At 43.8% G+C, this 17,216-nt stretch carries 15 protein-coding genes; 13 read left to right on the plus strand and 2 right to left on the minus strand.

The annotated features are described in order from the left end of the window. Positions 1–102: 102 nt before the first annotated feature. Together HNR44_RS03725 and HNR44_RS03730 are read left to right on the plus strand one after the other, a co-directional pair. Entirely contained in the window at positions 103–1,383 is a 1,281-nt protein-coding gene (locus tag HNR44_RS03725) for a homocysteine synthase (RefSeq protein ID WP_184402749.1), read from the plus strand. A gap of 11 nt (positions 1,384–1,394) precedes the next feature. Then, the gene (locus HNR44_RS03730) at positions 1,395–3,713 is read left to right on the plus strand and encodes a DNA internalization-related competence protein ComEC/Rec2 (RefSeq protein WP_184402750.1); all 2,319 of its coding nucleotides are present in this window, start codon (positions 1,395–1,397) and stop codon (positions 3,711–3,713) included. 50 nt (positions 3,714–3,763) lie between these two features. Here HNR44_RS03730 and HNR44_RS03735 read toward each other — a convergent pair whose 3' ends face one another. Then, positions 3,764–3,904, minus strand: a complete 141-nt coding sequence (locus HNR44_RS03735; protein WP_184402751.1) for a YqzM family protein — start codon at positions 3,902–3,904, stop codon at positions 3,764–3,766. 431 nt (positions 3,905–4,335) lie between these two features. Between HNR44_RS03735 and holA the strand changes: the two genes are divergently transcribed. After that, on the plus strand, positions 4,336–5,370 hold the full coding sequence (holA, locus tag HNR44_RS03740; RefSeq protein WP_184402752.1) for a DNA polymerase III subunit delta: 1,035 nt from the start codon (positions 4,336–4,338) through the stop codon (positions 5,368–5,370). A 294-nt stretch (positions 5,371–5,664) separates the two neighbouring features. On the opposite strand, the gene rpsT is transcribed toward holA, so the two are convergent. Then, the gene (rpsT, locus tag HNR44_RS03745) at positions 5,665–5,934 is read right to left on the minus strand and encodes a 30S ribosomal protein S20 (RefSeq protein ID WP_184402753.1); all 270 of its coding nucleotides are present in this window, start codon (positions 5,932–5,934) and stop codon (positions 5,665–5,667) included. Between the two features lie 159 nt (positions 5,935–6,093). On the opposite strand from rpsT, the gene gpr reads away from it, so the two are divergent. The 10 genes from gpr to prmA all read left to right on the plus strand — a co-directional run bounded on the left by gpr (position 6,094) and on the right by prmA (position 17,211). Then, complete coding sequence (gpr, locus tag HNR44_RS03750) at positions 6,094–7,185, plus strand: GPR endopeptidase (protein WP_184402754.1); 1,092 nt, start codon at positions 6,094–6,096, stop codon at positions 7,183–7,185. A 497-nt stretch (positions 7,186–7,682) separates the two neighbouring features. After that, a complete protein-coding gene (locus tag HNR44_RS03755; protein WP_425489437.1) occupies positions 7,683–7,808 on the plus strand; it encodes a stage II sporulation protein P in 126 nt (41 codons plus the stop codon). 18 nt (positions 7,809–7,826) lie between these two features. Continuing rightward, positions 7,827–8,093, plus strand: a complete 267-nt coding sequence (locus tag HNR44_RS03760; protein ID WP_184402756.1) for a DUF3679 domain-containing protein — start codon at positions 7,827–7,829, stop codon at positions 8,091–8,093. Between the two features lie 139 nt (positions 8,094–8,232). Further along, on the plus strand, positions 8,233–10,056 hold the full coding sequence (gene lepA / locus HNR44_RS03765; RefSeq protein ID WP_184402757.1) for a translation elongation factor 4: 1,824 nt from the start codon (positions 8,233–8,235) through the stop codon (positions 10,054–10,056). 20 nt (positions 10,057–10,076) lie between these two features. Further along, a complete protein-coding gene (hemW, locus tag HNR44_RS03770) occupies positions 10,077–11,216 on the plus strand; it encodes a radical SAM family heme chaperone HemW (RefSeq protein WP_184402758.1) in 1,140 nt (379 codons plus the stop codon). Positions 11,217–11,315: 99 nt separating this feature from the next. Then, positions 11,316–12,350 carry a heat-inducible transcriptional repressor HrcA gene (gene hrcA / locus HNR44_RS03775; protein ID WP_184402759.1) on the plus strand — a complete coding sequence of 345 codons (1,035 nt, stop codon included), beginning with the start codon at positions 11,316–11,318 and terminating at the stop codon, positions 12,348–12,350. 62 nt (positions 12,351–12,412) lie between these two features. After that, on the plus strand, positions 12,413–12,979 hold the full coding sequence (gene grpE, locus HNR44_RS03780) for a nucleotide exchange factor GrpE (protein ID WP_184402760.1): 567 nt from the start codon (positions 12,413–12,415) through the stop codon (positions 12,977–12,979). 42 nt (positions 12,980–13,021) lie between these two features. Next, positions 13,022–14,875, plus strand: coding sequence for a molecular chaperone DnaK (gene dnaK / locus HNR44_RS03785; protein ID WP_184402761.1), 1,854 nt, complete (start codon positions 13,022–13,024; stop codon positions 14,873–14,875). Positions 14,876–15,086: 211 nt separating this feature from the next. Then, positions 15,087–16,205 (plus strand): molecular chaperone DnaJ, encoded by a 1,119-nt coding sequence (gene dnaJ, locus HNR44_RS03790; protein WP_184402762.1) that lies wholly within the window; start codon positions 15,087–15,089, stop codon positions 16,203–16,205. A gap of 67 nt (positions 16,206–16,272) precedes the next feature. Beyond that, entirely contained in the window at positions 16,273–17,211 is a 939-nt protein-coding gene (prmA, locus tag HNR44_RS03795; protein ID WP_184402763.1) for a 50S ribosomal protein L11 methyltransferase, read from the plus strand. Positions 17,212–17,216: the final 5 nt, after the last annotated feature.

Below are 17,216 nucleotides of genomic sequence, written 5' to 3' on the forward strand. Positions count from 1 at the left end.
TTGTCATTCTTTGAATAGCCAGTAAAATTGACAATCTTTCCAACATTACGTAATATAATGGGAAAACATAGTATTACAATAAGATTTATAAGGAGTGATGACATGGAAGGTCAATGGAAGTTAGAAACGAGTGCTGTTCATGCAGGACAAGAGGTTGACCCAGCAACGAATGCTCGGGCTGTACCCATTTATCAAACAACCTCCTATGAGTTTGACGACCCGGATCATGCAGCAAATTTATTTTCTCTTACTGAATCAGGGAATATTTATACAAGAATTATGAATCCCACCACGGACGTGTTTGAAAAAAGGGTTGCAGCTCTAGAGGGGGGTGTAGGTGCACTAGCAACGGCGAGCGGAAGTTCTGCTATTCACCTAGCGATTCTAAATCTGTGTGAGGCAGGAGATGAGATTGTCTCTTCCAGCTCATTATATGGGGGGACATATAATTTATTTGTACATACCTTGCCGCAAATAGGGATTAAGGTTCATTTCGTTGATTCGGACAAGCCGGAAGCGTTTCAGGCAGCGATTACTGAGAAGACGAAGCTGGTTTTTGCTGAAGTCATTGGAAATCCTGATGGAAAAGTGCTAGATACACGAGCAGTTGCTGATATCGTTCACGAGAATCATATTCCTCTCCTCGTCGATGCAACGTTAGCCACACCCATCCTTAATCGCCCTATTGAACAAGGAGCAGACATTGTCATTCATTCAGCGACAAAATTTATGGGCGGTCATGGAACGACGATCGGTGGGATTATCGTTGATAGCGGGCAATTTGACTGGGCCTCAGGAGATTTTCCCATGTTTACGAAACCAGATCCAAGCTATCACGGTGTCGTTTTCACCGAAGCTGTTGGTGAACTTGCATTTATTATGCGCGCCCGAGTACGTCTTTTGCGTGATATTGGGCCGGCGCTTTCACCGACCAATGCCTTCCAGTTGCTCCAGGGCCTTGAGACGTTACATTTACGGATGGAAAGGCATAGCGAGAATGTCCAAAAGGTGGCGGAGTACTTAGAGAAGCATCCAGGTGTTGAGTGGGTGAGCTATCCTGGCCTTCCATCTCACCCTAGCTATGAGTTGGCACAAACGAATTTTCCCAAAGGGCAAGGGGCAATACTGACCTTTGGGATTAAAGGAGGCATGGAGGCGGGGAAAGCCTTTATAGAGAACGTAACACTTCATTCTCATGTGGCAAATGTTGGAGATGCGAAATCACTCGTGATCCATCCCGCCAGTACTACGCACCAACAACTTACCGGCGAAGAAAAACAAAAAGCCGGTGTTTTACCTGAGCTCATCCGCTTATCCGTTGGTATTGAGCACATTGATGATATCATTGCCGATTTGGAGCGCGGCCTGCAAAGCAGAAGGTAGAGGGTGAGGTCTTGCGAGGTCATTATTATCTTTTGGCAGTGGCAGCCGGTTTTGGGGTTGCCATTGCCCTTTCTTCCCATGAGTTGTGCCTCACGGTTTTAGCAGTCTCCGTGTTTGTTTACTTGAGTTATAAGTATCGATCGAAGCTTACGTTTGGCTTACTGATTTTGGTTACTTTTGGTGTATTTTTATGGGCGTTATTTTATGATGGAAGAAACGAGACGGTATTGTCTGACGAAATCGATATCGTTCAAGGAAATGTAACTGATGTTCCTGTATTAGATGGCGACCGCGTTTCTTTTCTTCTTCAGCTGCAGGAGCGAAAAGAACGAATCCGAGTCTCCGTACGGGTCACAGAAGAAGAAGCACTCTCCTCGTTTCGAAATCTAAAACCCGGAAGTGAATGTATCATTGAAGGGGAGATCCAACCTCCGCTAGACGCTAGGAATTTTAACGCGTTTAACTATCGAGAATACTTGTACGAGCAGCATGTTCATTGGACGTTTCACCACGTTCAAGGTGAAAATGACATGAGTTGCCACGCTGTTTCAGGTACGGTAAGCTCCTTCCTTAAACAATGGCGGCACAGCGGGATTCGTATGATCGAGGAGGTTTTTCCTCAGGAGTTGCAAGGATTAGCACAAGCTATGCTTTTCGGGGAGCGTTCCAATATCGAAAGCGATACGTTGGACGCCTATCAAGATTTAGGAATTATTCATCTTCTTGCTATTTCAGGGTTGCACGTAGGTATTGTTTCTGGTGTTTTCTTTTTTCTTTTGATTCGAATGGGGATCAGTCGTGAACGTGCTTCTGAAATTCTGATGTTTGTATTACCGGTATATGCGCTGTTGGCAGGAGCCGCTCCTTCCGTATTAAGAGCGGTACTCATGAGCTGTTTTGTATTGTTTTGTTTTCGTTTTCGCTTCCGACTTCATCCCGTTGATGGTCTTAGCTTCGCTTTTTTTGCTCTTCTCATGTATAACCCGTACCTTCTTTTTCATGTCGGATTTCAACTCTCCTTTACGATATCAACAGCTTTGATTTGCTCGGCAACAATTTTTAAAAGATTGAAGACCCGCCTGCGTCAATTTTTAATGGTATCGATCCTCGCTCAAGTTATTTCTTTTCCGCTCATTGTTTACCATTTCCATACATACTCCCTTATAAGCTTGCCTCTGAATATTTTTTATGTTCCTGTAATTTCTATACTCATTTTGCCGATGGTTTGGATTCTCTTTTTCCTTTCCATGCTTTCGCCATTTATATCTTCGATTTGGCTTTTTTTTCTCGAAAAAGCTATCCGGGTCTTTCATACCTTCTTCACCTTTATCCATCAAAATCACGGGGGCATTCTTACATTTGGACAAGCATCGGGATATTGGGTGTTCTTTTCTTTCCTTTTCATACTTCTCGCGCTGATGTTATTTGAAAAAAAACAGAAAACTGCAGCATTGGCAGCGGCTCTCGTTTTGATGCTGGCGGTTTATCAATATATGACCCCCTATTTGGACGGTCGATTACGTGTGACGTTCATAGATGTAGGACAAGGAGACAGTATTTTGATTGAGCTGCCTTATAAGCGTGCTGTTTATTTAATTGATGGCGGCGGGACGGTAATGTTTCCACAGGAAAGCTGGCAAGAACAACGGAGGGAACCGGATCCAGGCAGGCAAACGGTCGTTCCTTATCTTCAATCTCTAGGGATAAAACGGCTTGATAAAGTCATTGTCACTCATGGGGATTATGACCATTATGGTGGTTTGGAAGTGGTTATTGAAAAAATGAACGTGGATCTCGTTTTATATCCCCGAGTTCCTATTGAAAAACCGGGTGTAGAAACATTCCTTCGAAATGTCATTGATCAGGGGACCCGTATTGAATTCGTGCATGAAGGGATGCAATGGACAGTCGATGAGCACGCCTTTCGTATTCTTAACCCAGAACAGGAAAGTAGAGGGTTATCAGATAATGAAGACTCCATTGTTATTGATGCAAATGTTTATGGAAAAAAGTGGCTGTTTACCGGTGATCTGGAAGAAGAGGGGGAAAAGCGGTTGGTACAGGATTATCCTGAGCTTCGGACAGATATTTTAAAAGCAGGTCACCACGGTAGTCAATCTTCAACGACAGCGCCATTCGTTCAGCATATTCAGCCTGAAGTGTCGATTATATCTGCAGGAGAAAATAACCGTTTCAATCATCCTCATCCTGATGTGATTGACACTCTTGAACGAGAAAATGTTCATATATTTCGAACCGATCGTCAAGGGGCGATTCGTTTTTATCATCATGAGCAAGAGTGGTACGTAGAAACGATGATTTCAGACTAAAAAAGTCAAGGCGCAATACCTTGACTTTTTTATTTGAACTTGTGCTGGATTTACAGGCTTCCGATTAAATCAATGACTACCGCCACGGAAAATATGGCTGCAAAAAATACGAATGAAACGACAAATGCTACCGCCGCGTCAATAAAGTCATTACGTTTACTTTGTGTATCCTTTTCAAATTCATTACTCATGCTCCGTGACCCTCCTTACTCTCGTCTCAGTATAAGACAAACAGCCAAAAAAATCTACTCATATAAATAAAAATGCCGTTTCTTTCTAAGTAGAACTCCAAGCATTGCAGCTAGCACTTCCAATGAATGTGCTGCGCCCGTTTTTTGACGCAGCCCTCCATTTTCTTTCAGGCTCCGGTAATTTTGTTAAGAGTTGTCACCCATAATTCCTGTACGCATAGGATATGACTAATAATGAACAGGCAAAAACCGTTGATGCGCAGATTCCTAGGCCTTCGTATCAACGTTTATATAAATTCAGGGCGGCGTTATGATATAGCGCCGTCCTCGTGCTGATGCAAAATGTCCATTTTATTGCAAAAAGGGGAGACTTTCATTAGTATGGGATGAGAATACATGGAATATGCATACAATTAGAGAGAGGAAACGCTATGGGTACATATATGCAAGTAAAAAATGACATTAAAGCTGAAAAATTTACTTCAGTTTATCTCATTTACGGTACAGAAAGATATATTATCGACGACCTTGTTAAGCACATTGGTACGTATGCACTTAGGGAAGAGGAAAGAGCGTTTAACCTTTCGCAACTAGACATGCGGGAAGTTCCTGTACAAGAGGGGATCGAAGAGGCTGAAACGGCAGCATTTTTTGGGCCCAGAAGAGTAATCATCCTTCATCATGCCCGTTTTTTGACGGGAGCAAAAGATAAGGATATGCCTGCTCATGATGTGAAAAGAATGGAGCGTTTTTTAGCTGAACTACCTCCTGAGCATATTGTGATTATTACGGTTGAAGCTGAAAAATTAGATGAACGAAAAAAAATTGTGAAAAAGTTAAAAGCTGCTGGTGAGACCGTTGAGGCCGCACCTTTGAAAGGTGAAGGACTTAAGGAATGGATTACAGGACAAGCTCATGATCGAGGAGTAACGTTAACAGCTGGAGCGATTGAAGAATTGCTGGGGCGCTCCAATTCAGATCTATTAACGTTAGAGAAAGAAATCGAGAAATGTGCACAATATCTTAATCATTCAGGAGCGATCGATGAAGATATCGTGGATGCCCTCGTCCCAAGAAGCCTTGAGGATAATATTTTTCAACTTATTGATGCGGTGAGTGATAAACAAACGGCATATGCGCTGCAAGTCTTTGATGATTTATTACGAAATGGTGAGGAACCGATTAAGATCATCACCCTCCTCGGTAGACAGTTCCGGATGATGGGGCTTGCTGCAGAAATGGAAAGACGTGGATACAGTCAACAAAAAATGGCTGGACAGCTGGGTGTGCCACCGTTTGTCGCAAAGCGGCTTCGTCAGAAAGCGAAATATACAAAAGGGGATTCCATCGCCCGTGCGCTTTCGTACATTGCCGAAACCGATTATAAAATGAAGCAAGGAATGATGGAAAAGAAAAGTGGAGTCGCGCTGTTAATCGCCCGTCTCCCTCATATACTTTCCACTTAAGAGGTGGTTCAAAAAGTCCGGGAACAATAGTTTTCGTATCTCTTCGACGTCTTGCTTCTACAGCTCCTCACGTATGAAAACCATATCCTCCTCGGAAAAGAAACCCCTTTTGCTTTGTGAGAAGTGAATGCTTTCGTGGTGCAAGCAGGATGCTCGAGGCTGCGTCTCCTCGACCTCCTCGGCTCTTTTTGCCCCCCCTTTTTTGAACACGCACTGGTTTGTCATTTTTTTATCTTTTGCCCCAATAAAAAAAACGACTCATCATGAGCCGTTCTCGTCTTAAAGCAAACGTTATTAGCTAGCGGTTGCTTGATTTAATTTCCGCTCCATTTGTGACTTTTTACGGGCAGCGGTATTTTTGTGAATGAGTCCTTTGCTGACAGCTTTGTCCACTTTTTGCTCTGCGAGTAAAAAGACAGCTTTTGCGCCTTCCACATCTTGATTATCGAGTTTTTTCTCGAATTCTTTAATCGCTGTACGCATCGATGATTTGAACGCTTGGTTTTTCACGCGCTGTTCTTCATTCAAACGTACACGTTTTTTTGCGGATTTAATATTAGCCAATGCTTTCACCTCCTGAGGATCCATTACTGCTTACAAGCATCATAACAAAGAGGATTGTACCAAATACAACACGTACGTGCAAGATATGACTTACATAAATGCAGGAGCAATAGGAAAAGTTATGAGGAAATGGATGATTATTTATAAAGGATGAGTGAAATGAAAAAGGAAAATCAAGAAAGCGAATGGTTTGAGGTTCGAAGTGATCTCGCTGTCGAAGATGAAAATATCCTTCCCGAACAAGATAACAATGGAATTATTGTAAAAGAGCGAGAAGTGGATGACATTACGATTGTACATGTAAATATTGATGAAGAAGGAGCAAGCAAAACGGGTCGGCTTCCGGGGCACTATTTAACCCTTGAAACCCTTGGCATCCGCCAAAAAGACACTAAAATGCAGTCAACGTTAATTCGCATTTTGAGTGAAGAATTGAAGGCTTTTTTAAAAGATACAGGGGTAGGGGAAAATAGTAGCTGTCTTGTTATCGGCCTAGGAAATCGGGATATCACACCTGATGCACTTGGACCCAAAACCGTGGAACAACTGGTGGTTACCCGCCATTTGTTTGAACTTGGTCGTATCCAGGATGAAGAAGGATATAGGGAAGTTTCAGCGATGTCACCAGGCGTCATGGGGGTCACGGGCATCGAAACAAGTGAAATTCTTCATGGAATCGTTGAAAAAACCGACCCTGACTTTGTCATCGCGATCGATGCGTTAGCGGCGCGATCAGTCGAGCGTGTGAATGCGACGATCCAAATTTCCGATACGGGAATTCATCCCGGCTCGGGGGTTCAAAATGCCCGTAAACAGCTGAATGAAGATACACTCGGTGTTCCAGTCATTGCCATTGGTATTCCAACGGTTGTAGACGCGGTTTCAATTACAAGTGATACGATTGATTTTTTATTCAAGCATTTTGGTCGGGAAGTTAAGGAACGGGAAAAACCTGCAAGTGCGTTAACACCTTCAGGAATGATGTTTGGGGAACGAAAAAAGTTAAACGAAGAAGATTTGCCGGCTGAAAGTGAGCGACAAAAATACTTCGGCATTGTTGGGACGTTAGGAGACGAGGAAAAACGTCAACTCATTCAGGAAGTGTTGAACCCGCTTGGGCATAATCTTATGGTTACTCCAAAAGAAGTGGATACGTTTATGGATGATATGGCCAACGTCATTGCTGAAGGGTTGAACATCGCCTTGCACGAAACGATAACGATCGAATCCAGCGGACACTATACGCATTAATGATTTTAGGGAAGTTCATAGAAACGTCATCTTGCTTCTACGCTCCTCCCATGTGTTTTGATATTCCTTTGATTCTTTGCCCTTTTTGAACACGTAGATTTCAAAAAGTCTTCGATCCCCGCCAATACCGAAGCATCAAAGTTTTTCTGAAGATAATGCTTCTAGTAAAAAAGATTTGCTCATAGAATAGTGTCGTATAGAGGGGACAGGCCCTAGCGTCGCCCAAGATATTATAGAAACGTTTTTTCAATGTCGAAGACGAATATGCAAGCCATTTTTCATGGCAATCCCAGCTTGGGTATCGTACTGACCTTTCTTAATTGATGTTGACAACGTCAGGAAATCATAGCCCCTTTTCATCGTCAGCGCTCCATGATGGGACAGGGCAAATCGAAAGCGACTGGTGCTGGTTTGTTCATAATACTTTGGGTTGAGAATCGCTACTACATTAGATGCATTCGTTGGGGTCTCTTCCCCAAATCTGACAACTACGATCTTTGTCGAATGAAGATCTTTCTCCAAACTCGATGTTGATAGAGTTCGGAGGAGTCGAGAATACATTGCAGGAAATGTATCGTAGTGCAGACGCGGTTGCCGAGGTTTTACAAGCATATATTTCATGAGGAAAAGGAATGATACCTATGAAACGAGCTTTCTTTAGCATAATGACGGCACTCGTCTTGTTTTTAACAGGCGTTTTATCAGGCCACTATTATGCTTACCATCAATGGGGGCAAATCTATCAGGAAGAACAGGAGAGCGTGTCCCCTCAAACGGAGCAAGAAGCCGAAACGGAAGTAGATATCGTGGAGGATGACCTTATTGAACGACAAGAAAACGTGAGGGAAAGCGGGGAGCAGAATTTCTTTTCCCAGCTTGGACAAACACTTGGCGGTTCTCCCCGCTAAGTGTTTTTTCATCAGGGAGAAATGAAAAAACCCCCTATCAATCTCATCAAAGAGAAATATCCGTTGCTGTCAGTGTGATGGATTGCTATAATGTAGGGTAGTTTTCATCGACTGACCGCGTTGATGGAGGAGTGATCGAATGAATAGTGAAGAACTGCGTGAGCGGCAGAAGCGCATAAGAAATTTTTCTATCATAGCCCATATTGACCATGGAAAATCTACATTAGCTGATCGAATTCTTGAACACACAAAGACGATCTCTGAACGAGAGATGCAGGATCAGCTCCTGGATGCAATGGACTTGGAGCGCGAGCGGGGCATTACCATTAAGCTGAATTCATCTCAACTGCGATATGTCGCTAATGATGGTGAGGAGTACATATTTCACTTAATCGATACCCCGGGCCATGTTGACTTTTCTTATGAAGTATCGAGAAGCTTGGCTGCTTGTGAAGGGGCGTTGCTTGTCGTCGATGCGTCTCAAGGCATTGAGGCCCAAACACTTGCAAATGTATATTTAGCTTTGGATAACGACTTGGAAATTTTGCCGGTCGTAAATAAAATTGATTTGCCTAGTGCAGAACCTGACCGGGTAAAACAGGAAATCATTGATGTTATTGGACTTGATCCCACCGAGGCCATCCATGCTTCCGCGAAGAGTGGGATCGGTATCGAGGAGATTTTAGAGCAGGTAGTGGAAAAAGTTCCGCCTCCTGCCGGAGATCCAGAGTCTCCATTGCAAGCTCTCATTTTTGATTCACTTTACGATCCCTACCGCGGGGTCATTGCCTACATTCGTGTTGTGGAAGGAACGATCAAAAAAGGCGAGAAGATTAAAATGATGGCTACGGGTAAGGAATTTGAAGTGAATGAAGTAGGTATTTTCACCCCACAAGCGATCGCCGCTGATCAATTATCGGTCGGTGATGTAGGTTTCTTAACGGCATCGATTAAAAATGTCGGCGATTCCCGTGTAGGGGATACGATCACGAAAGCGAACAACGAAGCCTCTGAACCGCTTCCAGGGTATAAACGGATGAAGCCGATGGTCTTTTGTGGTTTGTATCCGATTGATGCCAGTAATTATAACGGTTTGCGCGATGCACTTGAGCGTCTGGAACTGAATGACAGTGCTCTGGAGTATGAAGCAGAGACGTCACAGGCACTAGGATTTGGTTTTCGTTGTGGTTTTCTCGGACTCCTTCATATGGAAATTTTACAAGAGCGTATTGAAAGAGAGTACGGCATCGATTTAATAACAACGGCCCCTAGCGTAATCTATAATGTCTATCAAGTTGATGGCAGTGTACTCGAAATTGATAACCCTACAAATATGCCCGAGCAGCAAGCGGTTGAAGAAGTAGAGGAGCCGTTTGTAAAGGCAACGGTGATGGTCCCAAATGATTTTGTTGGTCCCGTTATGGAATTATGTCAAAAGAAGCGCGGAGAGTTCATTGATATGGCATATCTGGATGAGAATCGCGTTAATCTCACATATGAATTACCTTTAACCGAGATTGTTTACGACTTTTTTGATCACTTAAAATCGAGTACGAAAGGGTACGCGTCATTTGATTATGAACTCATCGGCTATAAAGCTTCCAATCTGGTGAAGATGGATATTTTACTAAATGGCGAAAAAGTGGATGCCTTATCGGTGATTGTTCACCGTGATATGGCTTACGAGCGCGGAAAAGCCATTGTCGAAAAGCTAAAGGATCTCATCCCAAGACAGCAATTTGAAGTCCCGGTGCAAGCAAGCATTGGGAACAAAGTGATCGCTCGGGCCACGATCAAGGCAGTACGGAAAAATGTGCTTTCTAAATGCTACGGCGGAGATATTACTCGAAAAAGAAAACTACTTGAAAAACAAAAAGAAGGAAAACGCCGCATGAAAAATGTCGGCAGTGTTGAAATTCCTCAGGAAGCCTTTATGTCTGTACTGCGTATGGATGACGATTAAAAAGGGGAGGAGGATGCCGAATGAAAAAAGGGGCATACATTCATATTCCTTTTTGTCAGCACATCTGCCATTACTGTGATTTTAATAAAGTGTTGATTAAAAACCAGCCCGTCGATCAATATATACAAGCGTTGCAAGACGAAGGGAAGAAGCGGTTAAGTGGCTCTCTACAACATCTGGACACCCTCTATGTCGGTGGTGGTACACCAACGTCCTTGTCCGCAGATCAACTTCGTACCTTATTTACAAACCTCCAAGAAGCTGGTTTATCATGGAGTCATCAGAGTGAAGTAACGGTAGAAGTCAATCCGGATGGTGTGGATGATTCCCGGCTGTACGCCCTTAAAGATGCGGGTGTGAACCGTCTTAGTATTGGCGTCCAGACATTTGATCCCGAACTTCTTGAGACCATCGGTCGTACACATGATGCGGGCGATGTTGCTCTAACGGTCAAACGGGCAAGAGAGCTTGGTTTTAATAACATTTCGATTGATTTGATGTTTGCCTTGCCTGGACAGACCCTTAAGCAGTGGGAAGCAACGATTCAGAAAGCGATCGAACTAGAGCCTGATCATATTTCAGCCTATGGGTTAAAGATCGAAGCGAAAACCCAGTTTTACAATTGGCTGCAGGCGGGAAAGCTAACCAAGTTAAGTGAAGATGAAGAAGCGGATATGTACGATTTATTGTTATCTAACCTGGAAGATGCGGGTTACAATCAATATGAAATCAGTAACTTTGCGAAAAAAGGAAAAGAAAGCGAACACAACCTTTTGTATTGGCGCAACCAACCTTACTTAGCATTAGGAGCGGGGGCACATGGATATGTAGAAGGGGAGAGGTATGGAAATCTTTTACCGATTCCCCATTATTTAAAGACTGTACAAAAGGGAGAGTTACCCGAGCGAACGAGACAAGCGGTCCCGGTTAAAGAACAAATGGAGGAAGAAATGTTTCTCGGATTGCGCCTGCAAGAAGGTGTGTGTATGGACCGTTTTAATCATAAATTCAGCACCTCATTTCAAAACGTATATGGAGATACATGTGCACAGCTTATTGACGATGGTTTATTAACGAACGACAACGGGCAACTGAAGCTAACCGAAAAGGGAAAATATCTTGGGAACGAAGTTTTTGCCTCATTTTTAATTGATGCGTAATCCTTTTGGCTTCTTCGTTGACAAACAAAGAGCCATTTGATAAGTTATCAATAGTATTAGCACTCGCCATCTAAGAGTGCTAACAGAGGTGATGGACGAATGTTAAGTCGGCGTCAACTGTTGATCTTGCAAGCCATCGTCGATGATTATGTCCAAAGCGCTGAGCCTATAGGTTCAAGAAGTATTTCCAAACGGACAGATATCCCCTTTAGTCCAGCCACCATCCGTAATGAAATGGCGGATCTGGAAGATATGGGTTATCTTCAAAAGCCTCATAGCTCTGCGGGAAGGGTTCCATCCAATAAAGGATATCGATTGTATGTGGACCATTTATTATACCCGGAGCCCGTTGAAGAGCATGAGATATTAGATATGGAAAAAATGTTTAGCCAGCGTATATCTGAAGTAGAGGCAGTGATGAAGAAAACGGCTGCTGTGCTATCAGAGCTAACAAGCTATGCATCAATTGTTCTTGGGCCAGAAATGGATCGTACACGCCTCAAACAATTACAAATGATTCCACTCACATCGAAGCAAGCGATCGCAATCCTGGTCACGGATACGGGTCATGTAGAAAATCGCACGTTTGATATACCGGAAAAAATGAACGTGGCTGACCTGGAAAAAGTGGTCAATATCCTTAATGATCAGCTCGTTGATACTCCTGTTGGTCAATGGGAAGAAAAGCTGATGGCTGAGAGTACACGATTGCTCAAGCAGCATGTCCGCCATTATGAGGATATGTTTGGTGTATTGCGAAGTGCATTTAAGCCTGAAAAAAGCGACCAGGTTTTTTATGGCGGTATGATGAATTTATTGACGCAGCCGGAATTTAAAGATGTCGATCGTGTGCGAATGATTTTTGAGTGGTTAGATCACAGCGAAAACGTACACACGCTTCTTTCCAACAGCCAGGAAGGATTGAACGTCCGAATTGGCAAAGAAAATAACATTGAAGCATTTGCTGACATGAGCATGATTACAGCGACGTATTCGATTGGTGGCCGTACCGTTGGATCATTAGGGGTGATCGGGCCGACCAGAATGGAATATGAACGCGCGATCCGGCTCATCCGTCAACTCGCTAATGGACTATCAACGTCATTGACGAAAATATATCGTCACGATATCTAATTGGGGAGAGATCATCTCCCTTCTCTTATGCAACGAAGAAATTGGAGATGGAGGTGAACGCAATGAACGAAAAAGAGAATACAGAACATGTAGAAGAAGAGGTCGAAATCCTCAATCCTGAAGAAGATTCAGTATCCCCTGGTGAACATCAAGTGGCAGAATCTGTAGATGAAGATCAAGAACAAGATACTGCAGAAGAAGCACTTAGAAACGAGTTGGAAGAATGGAGGACAAAGGCTCACCGCATTCAGGCCGATTACGATAATTTTCGCAAAAGGAGCCGCGCTGAAAAAGAGGCGGCTGCACAGTATCGTGCTCAGCCATTGATGGAGTCTTTGCTCCCTGTTCTTGACAATTTTAGCCGTGCTCTCGATTCAGAAGCTGAGGATTCCTCTTCACTTTATAAAGGTATGGAAATGGTGTATAAACAATTTCACGAAGCTCTTGAATCGGAGGGGCTGGAAGAGATTAAAACCGAAGGTGAAACCTTTGATCCCAGTGTGCACCAAGCGGTGATGCAGGTAGAGGAAGAAGGGTTTGAATCGGGTCAAATTGTGGAAGAACTGCAGAAGGGATATAAACTGAAAACTCGCGTTCTAAGACCAGCAATGGTAAAAGTGAACGCCTGACAGTAATAGTGAATTGTTTTAGAGGATCAAGGAGGAATAGAAATGGGAAAGACAATTGGAATTGACTTAGGAACAACAAACTCATGTGTGGCAGTTATGGAAGGTGGCGAACCTGTTGTTATCCCGAACCCTGAAGGGAACCGTACAACTCCATCTGCTGTTGCATTTAAAGATGGAGAAAGACAAGTAGGTGAAATCGCTAAGCGCCAAGCGATTACGAATCCGGACACTATTCTCTCCATTAAACGCCATATGGGTACAGATTACACGGTAGAAGTGGATGGCAAGGATTATACTCCTCAGGAAATCTCCGCCATTATTCTTCAAAAGCTGAAATCTGATGCAGAAGCTTATTTGGGCGAAGACGTCACGAAAGCTGTTATTACAGTTCCGGCTTATTTTAATGATTCCCAACGTCAAGCAACGAAAGACGCAGGTACGATTGCCGGTCTTGAAGTAGAGCGAATCGTGAACGAACCGACAGCGGCTTCTCTTGCTTACGGTTTGGAAAAAGAAGAAGATCAAACCATTCTTGTTTACGACCTTGGCGGCGGTACTTTTGACGTATCTGTACTTGAGCTGGGCGAAGGCTTCTTCGAAGTTAAATCTACATCAGGGGATAATGAACTTGGTGGTGACGACTTCGACCAGGTCATTATCGATTACATGGTTTCCGAGTTTAAAAAAGAAAATGGCGTTGACCTCGAAAAAGACAAAATGGCGATGCAGCGCTTGAAAGATACAGCGGAAAAAGCGAAAAAAGAACTTTCTGGTGTGACTCAAACCCAGCTTTCATTACCATTCATTACGGCGGATGCATCCGGTCCAAAGCACTTGGAAATGAGCATTACAAGAGCTAAGTTCGATGAACTTTCCACCAATCTTGTTGAAAGAACAATGGCACCAGCACGCCGCGCCATTCAAGATGCGGATATTAACGCTTCTGACATTGACAAAGTCATCCTCGTTGGTGGTTCTACACGAATTCCAGCTGTGCAGGAAGCGATTAAAGGGCTCACAGGTAAAGATCCTCACAAAGGGGTTAATCCTGATGAGGTTGTTGCTCTTGGTGCAGCAGTACAGGCAGGTGTACTAGCTGGAGATGTTAAAGATGTGGTTCTGCTTGATGTGACTCCGCTTTCTCTTGGAATTGAAACGATGGGCGGCGTTTTCACGAAATTGATTGACCGGAATACAACGATTCCGACAAGCCAGTCTCAAACATTCTCAACAGCTGCAGATAACCAATCTTCGGTTGATATTCATGTCCTTCAGGGCGAACGTGAAATGGCTGCTGACAATAAAACACTCGGTCGTTTCCAACTTACAGATATTCCAGCTGCCCCTCGTGGCGTACCACAAATCGAAGTAACCTTTGATATTGACGCGAACGGTATTGTTAACGTCCGTGCGAAAGACAAAGGTACGAACAAAGAACAGTCGATTACGATTACTTCTTCCTCTGGTCTGTCAGAAGATGAAATTGAAGATATGGTTAAGCAGGCAGAAGAAAATGCCGAGGAAGATAAGGCGAAGAAAGAAGAAGCCGAACTCCGCAATGAAGCTGATCAGCTTATCTTTACCGTTGACAAAACGATCAATGATCTAGGTGAGAACGTTGAAGAGACGGAAAAACAAAATGCTGAAGAAGCGAAAAGCAAGTTACAAGAAGCATTAAACGGTACAGACCTTGAAGCGATCCGCACAGCTAAAGATGAACTTGAACAGCTCGTCCATTCCCTCTCGCAGAAAATGTATGAGCAAATGGCTCAGCAAGCACAAGCCGAGCAGGGAGAAGGGCAAGAACAAGAACAATCTGCTGATGAAGATGTCGTAGATGCTGATTATGAAGAAGTGGATAACGACGATGATCAGCAGAACAAAGCAAACGGATAAGGAACGTATAGGTGAAAACCATCGATGAGAACGGTGCGTATGCTCACACTCCGTGACTGCGCCCGCGACTCATGGATAAATGAAAAGTCAAAGTCAGGATTTCTTGGCTTTGACTTTTTCACTGGATACACAAACTTGGTCGAAAAGCGGCCTGCAGCAATCCCATGTATGATTAGTGTCATGCAGGAATGGAACGGGAGTGAAATGGAGAATGGCAAAACGAGACTTCTACGAAGTACTTGGTGTGGATGAAAACGCATCCGGGGATGAAATCAAAAAAGCGTACCGTAAACTTGCGCGTAAATATCACCCGGATGTAAATAGCGATTCCGGCGCTGAGGAAAAGTTTAAGGAAGTAAAAGAGGCCTATGATACGCTGAGTGATCCGCAAAAGAAAGCCAATTACGATCAATTCGGACATGCAGACCCCAATGAAGGTTTTGGCGGTGCTGGTGCAGGAGGATTTGGCGGCAGCGGATTTGGAGATATATTCGATATGTTCTTTGGTGGTGGAGGGCGCCGCGACCCGAATGCCCCACGTCAAGGTGCAGATTTGCAATATACGATGACGTTGGAGTTTAAAGAAGCGGTATTTGGAAAAGATACAGATATCGAGATTCCTCGTGAGGAAACATGTGAAACATGTACAGGGTCAGGGGCTAAACCAGGGACAAACCCGGATAAATGCAGCAAATGTGGAGGTAGTGGTCAATTAAATATTGAGCAAAATACTCCTTTTGGACGTGTAGTTAATCGCCGTGTATGTGATCGCTGTGAAGGTGCAGGGCAAATCATTAAGGAAAAATGTAATACATGCGGCGGTGCAGGAAAAGTCAAGAAAAGCAAGAAAATCCGCGTAAATATCCCTGCTGGGATCGATCACGGAATGCAAATGAGACAGGCCGGACATGGGGAAGCCGGTGCGAACGGCGGGCCACCAGGTGATTTGTTTATTGTGGTCAACGTTAAACCACACGAGTTTTTCGAGCGTGATGGTGACGATATCCGCTGTGAAATGCCACTGACATTTTCTCAGGCTGCTCTTGGTGATGAAATTGAGGTTCCAGCCTTGGAAGGAAAAGTGAAGCTAAAGATTCCTGCAGGTACACAAACCGGACGAAGCTTTCGTTTGCGTGGAAAAGGAGCAGCGAATGTCCACGGCCGGGGCACTGGAGATCAAATCATTAGCGTACGTATAATCACACCAAAGAAACTTAACGATCGCCAGAAAGAGTTATTGAAAGAGTTTGCGGATGAAAGTGGAGAGGAAGTTGATGAGCATAGTGATAGCTTTTTTAATAAAGTGAAACGTGCTTTTCGTGGTGAATAAGAAGTTGAGGCTTTCCATACGTGGGAAGCCCCTTTTCTGTATAAAGGAGATCATTGGAGGTGAAGGTGTGAATTGGACAGAATGTCAGGTACATACCACCCAGGAAGCATCTGAAGCAGTGGCGAATCTACTCATTGAACAGGGGTCAAATGGAGTTGTCGTAGAAGACGCAAGCGATCGGAAAAATCAGCAAGCACGTGAATCAGATGAAATCGGCCAACCAATGACCGAACATTTACCAAATGAGGGTGTTGTATTAAAGGCTTATTTTCCAGCGGATGAGGTATTGGCACAAAGAATGGAAAGTGTTCGTTTAAGGTTGGATGATTTACGACATCGCTCTGGGTGGGAAGTTGGAAGCATATCCATTTCGACCGCAGAAGTTAAAGAAGAAGACTGGGCACAGGCTTGGAAAAAATACTATAAACCTGTTCAAGTATCACCTACCCTGACGATCGCTCCTTCATGGGAGGATTATCAGCCTAAACAGGGAGAAACAGTGATCGAACTTGATCCAGGGATGGCATTTGGTACAGGCACCCATCCCACAACGCTTCTTTGTTTACAAGCCTTGGAACGAATTGTGCATAACCATAATAAAGTCATCGACATCGGCACTGGTTCCGGTATATTAAGTATCGCTGCAGCAAAATTCGGGGCAGCATCGGTGTATGCTTATGATAATGACGCCGTAGCGGTTCGAGTCGCGAATGAAAACATGAGGATCAACAACGTTAATAACCGAGTGAGCATCGTGGAAAGCGATTTATTTTCAAATACAGAAGAAAAAGCTGATATCGTTGTTGCGAATCTTTTGGCTGATATCATTATTCGCATGGCCCCATCGGTTCAAACACACCTTCGCCCGGCTGGATATCTTCTTGTATCTGGAATTATTCAGAATAAGAAAGAAGACGTGCGTGAAGCATTGGAGCAGGAAGGCTTTACCGTTGCAGAGGTGTTAGAGATGGAGGATTGGGTTGCACTATTATTAAAGGTGTCATAGGAGGA

It is taken from the genome of Geomicrobium halophilum (assembly GCF_014207655.1).
Lineage (GTDB): Bacteria > Bacillota > Bacilli > Bacillales > Marinococcaceae > Geomicrobium > Geomicrobium halophilum.

Coding starts and splice junctions, on each gene's coding strand:
- hemW (WP_184402758.1), top strand. CDS start 10,077: ATGAAAAAAGGGGCATACATTCATATTCCTTTTTGTCAGCACATCTGC.
- dnaJ (WP_184402762.1), top strand. CDS start 15,087: ATGGCAAAACGAGACTTCTACGAAGTACTTGGTGTGGATGAAAACGCA.
- gpr (WP_184402754.1), top strand. CDS start 6,094: ATGAAAAAGGAAAATCAAGAAAGCGAATGGTTTGAGGTTCGAAGTGAT.
- HNR44_RS03725 (WP_184402749.1), top strand. CDS start 103: ATGGAAGGTCAATGGAAGTTAGAAACGAGTGCTGTTCATGCAGGACAA.
- grpE (WP_184402760.1), top strand. CDS start 12,413: ATGAACGAAAAAGAGAATACAGAACATGTAGAAGAAGAGGTCGAAATC.
- dnaK (WP_184402761.1), top strand. CDS start 13,022: ATGGGAAAGACAATTGGAATTGACTTAGGAACAACAAACTCATGTGTG.
- lepA (WP_184402757.1), top strand. CDS start 8,233: ATGAATAGTGAAGAACTGCGTGAGCGGCAGAAGCGCATAAGAAATTTT.
- holA (WP_184402752.1), top strand. CDS start 4,336: ATGGGTACATATATGCAAGTAAAAAATGACATTAAAGCTGAAAAATTT.
- hrcA (WP_184402759.1), top strand. CDS start 11,316: ATGTTAAGTCGGCGTCAACTGTTGATCTTGCAAGCCATCGTCGATGAT.
- HNR44_RS03735 (WP_184402751.1), bottom strand. CDS start 3,904: ATGAGTAATGAATTTGAAAAGGATACACAAAGTAAACGTAATGACTTT.
- HNR44_RS03760 (WP_184402756.1), top strand. CDS start 7,827: ATGAAACGAGCTTTCTTTAGCATAATGACGGCACTCGTCTTGTTTTTA.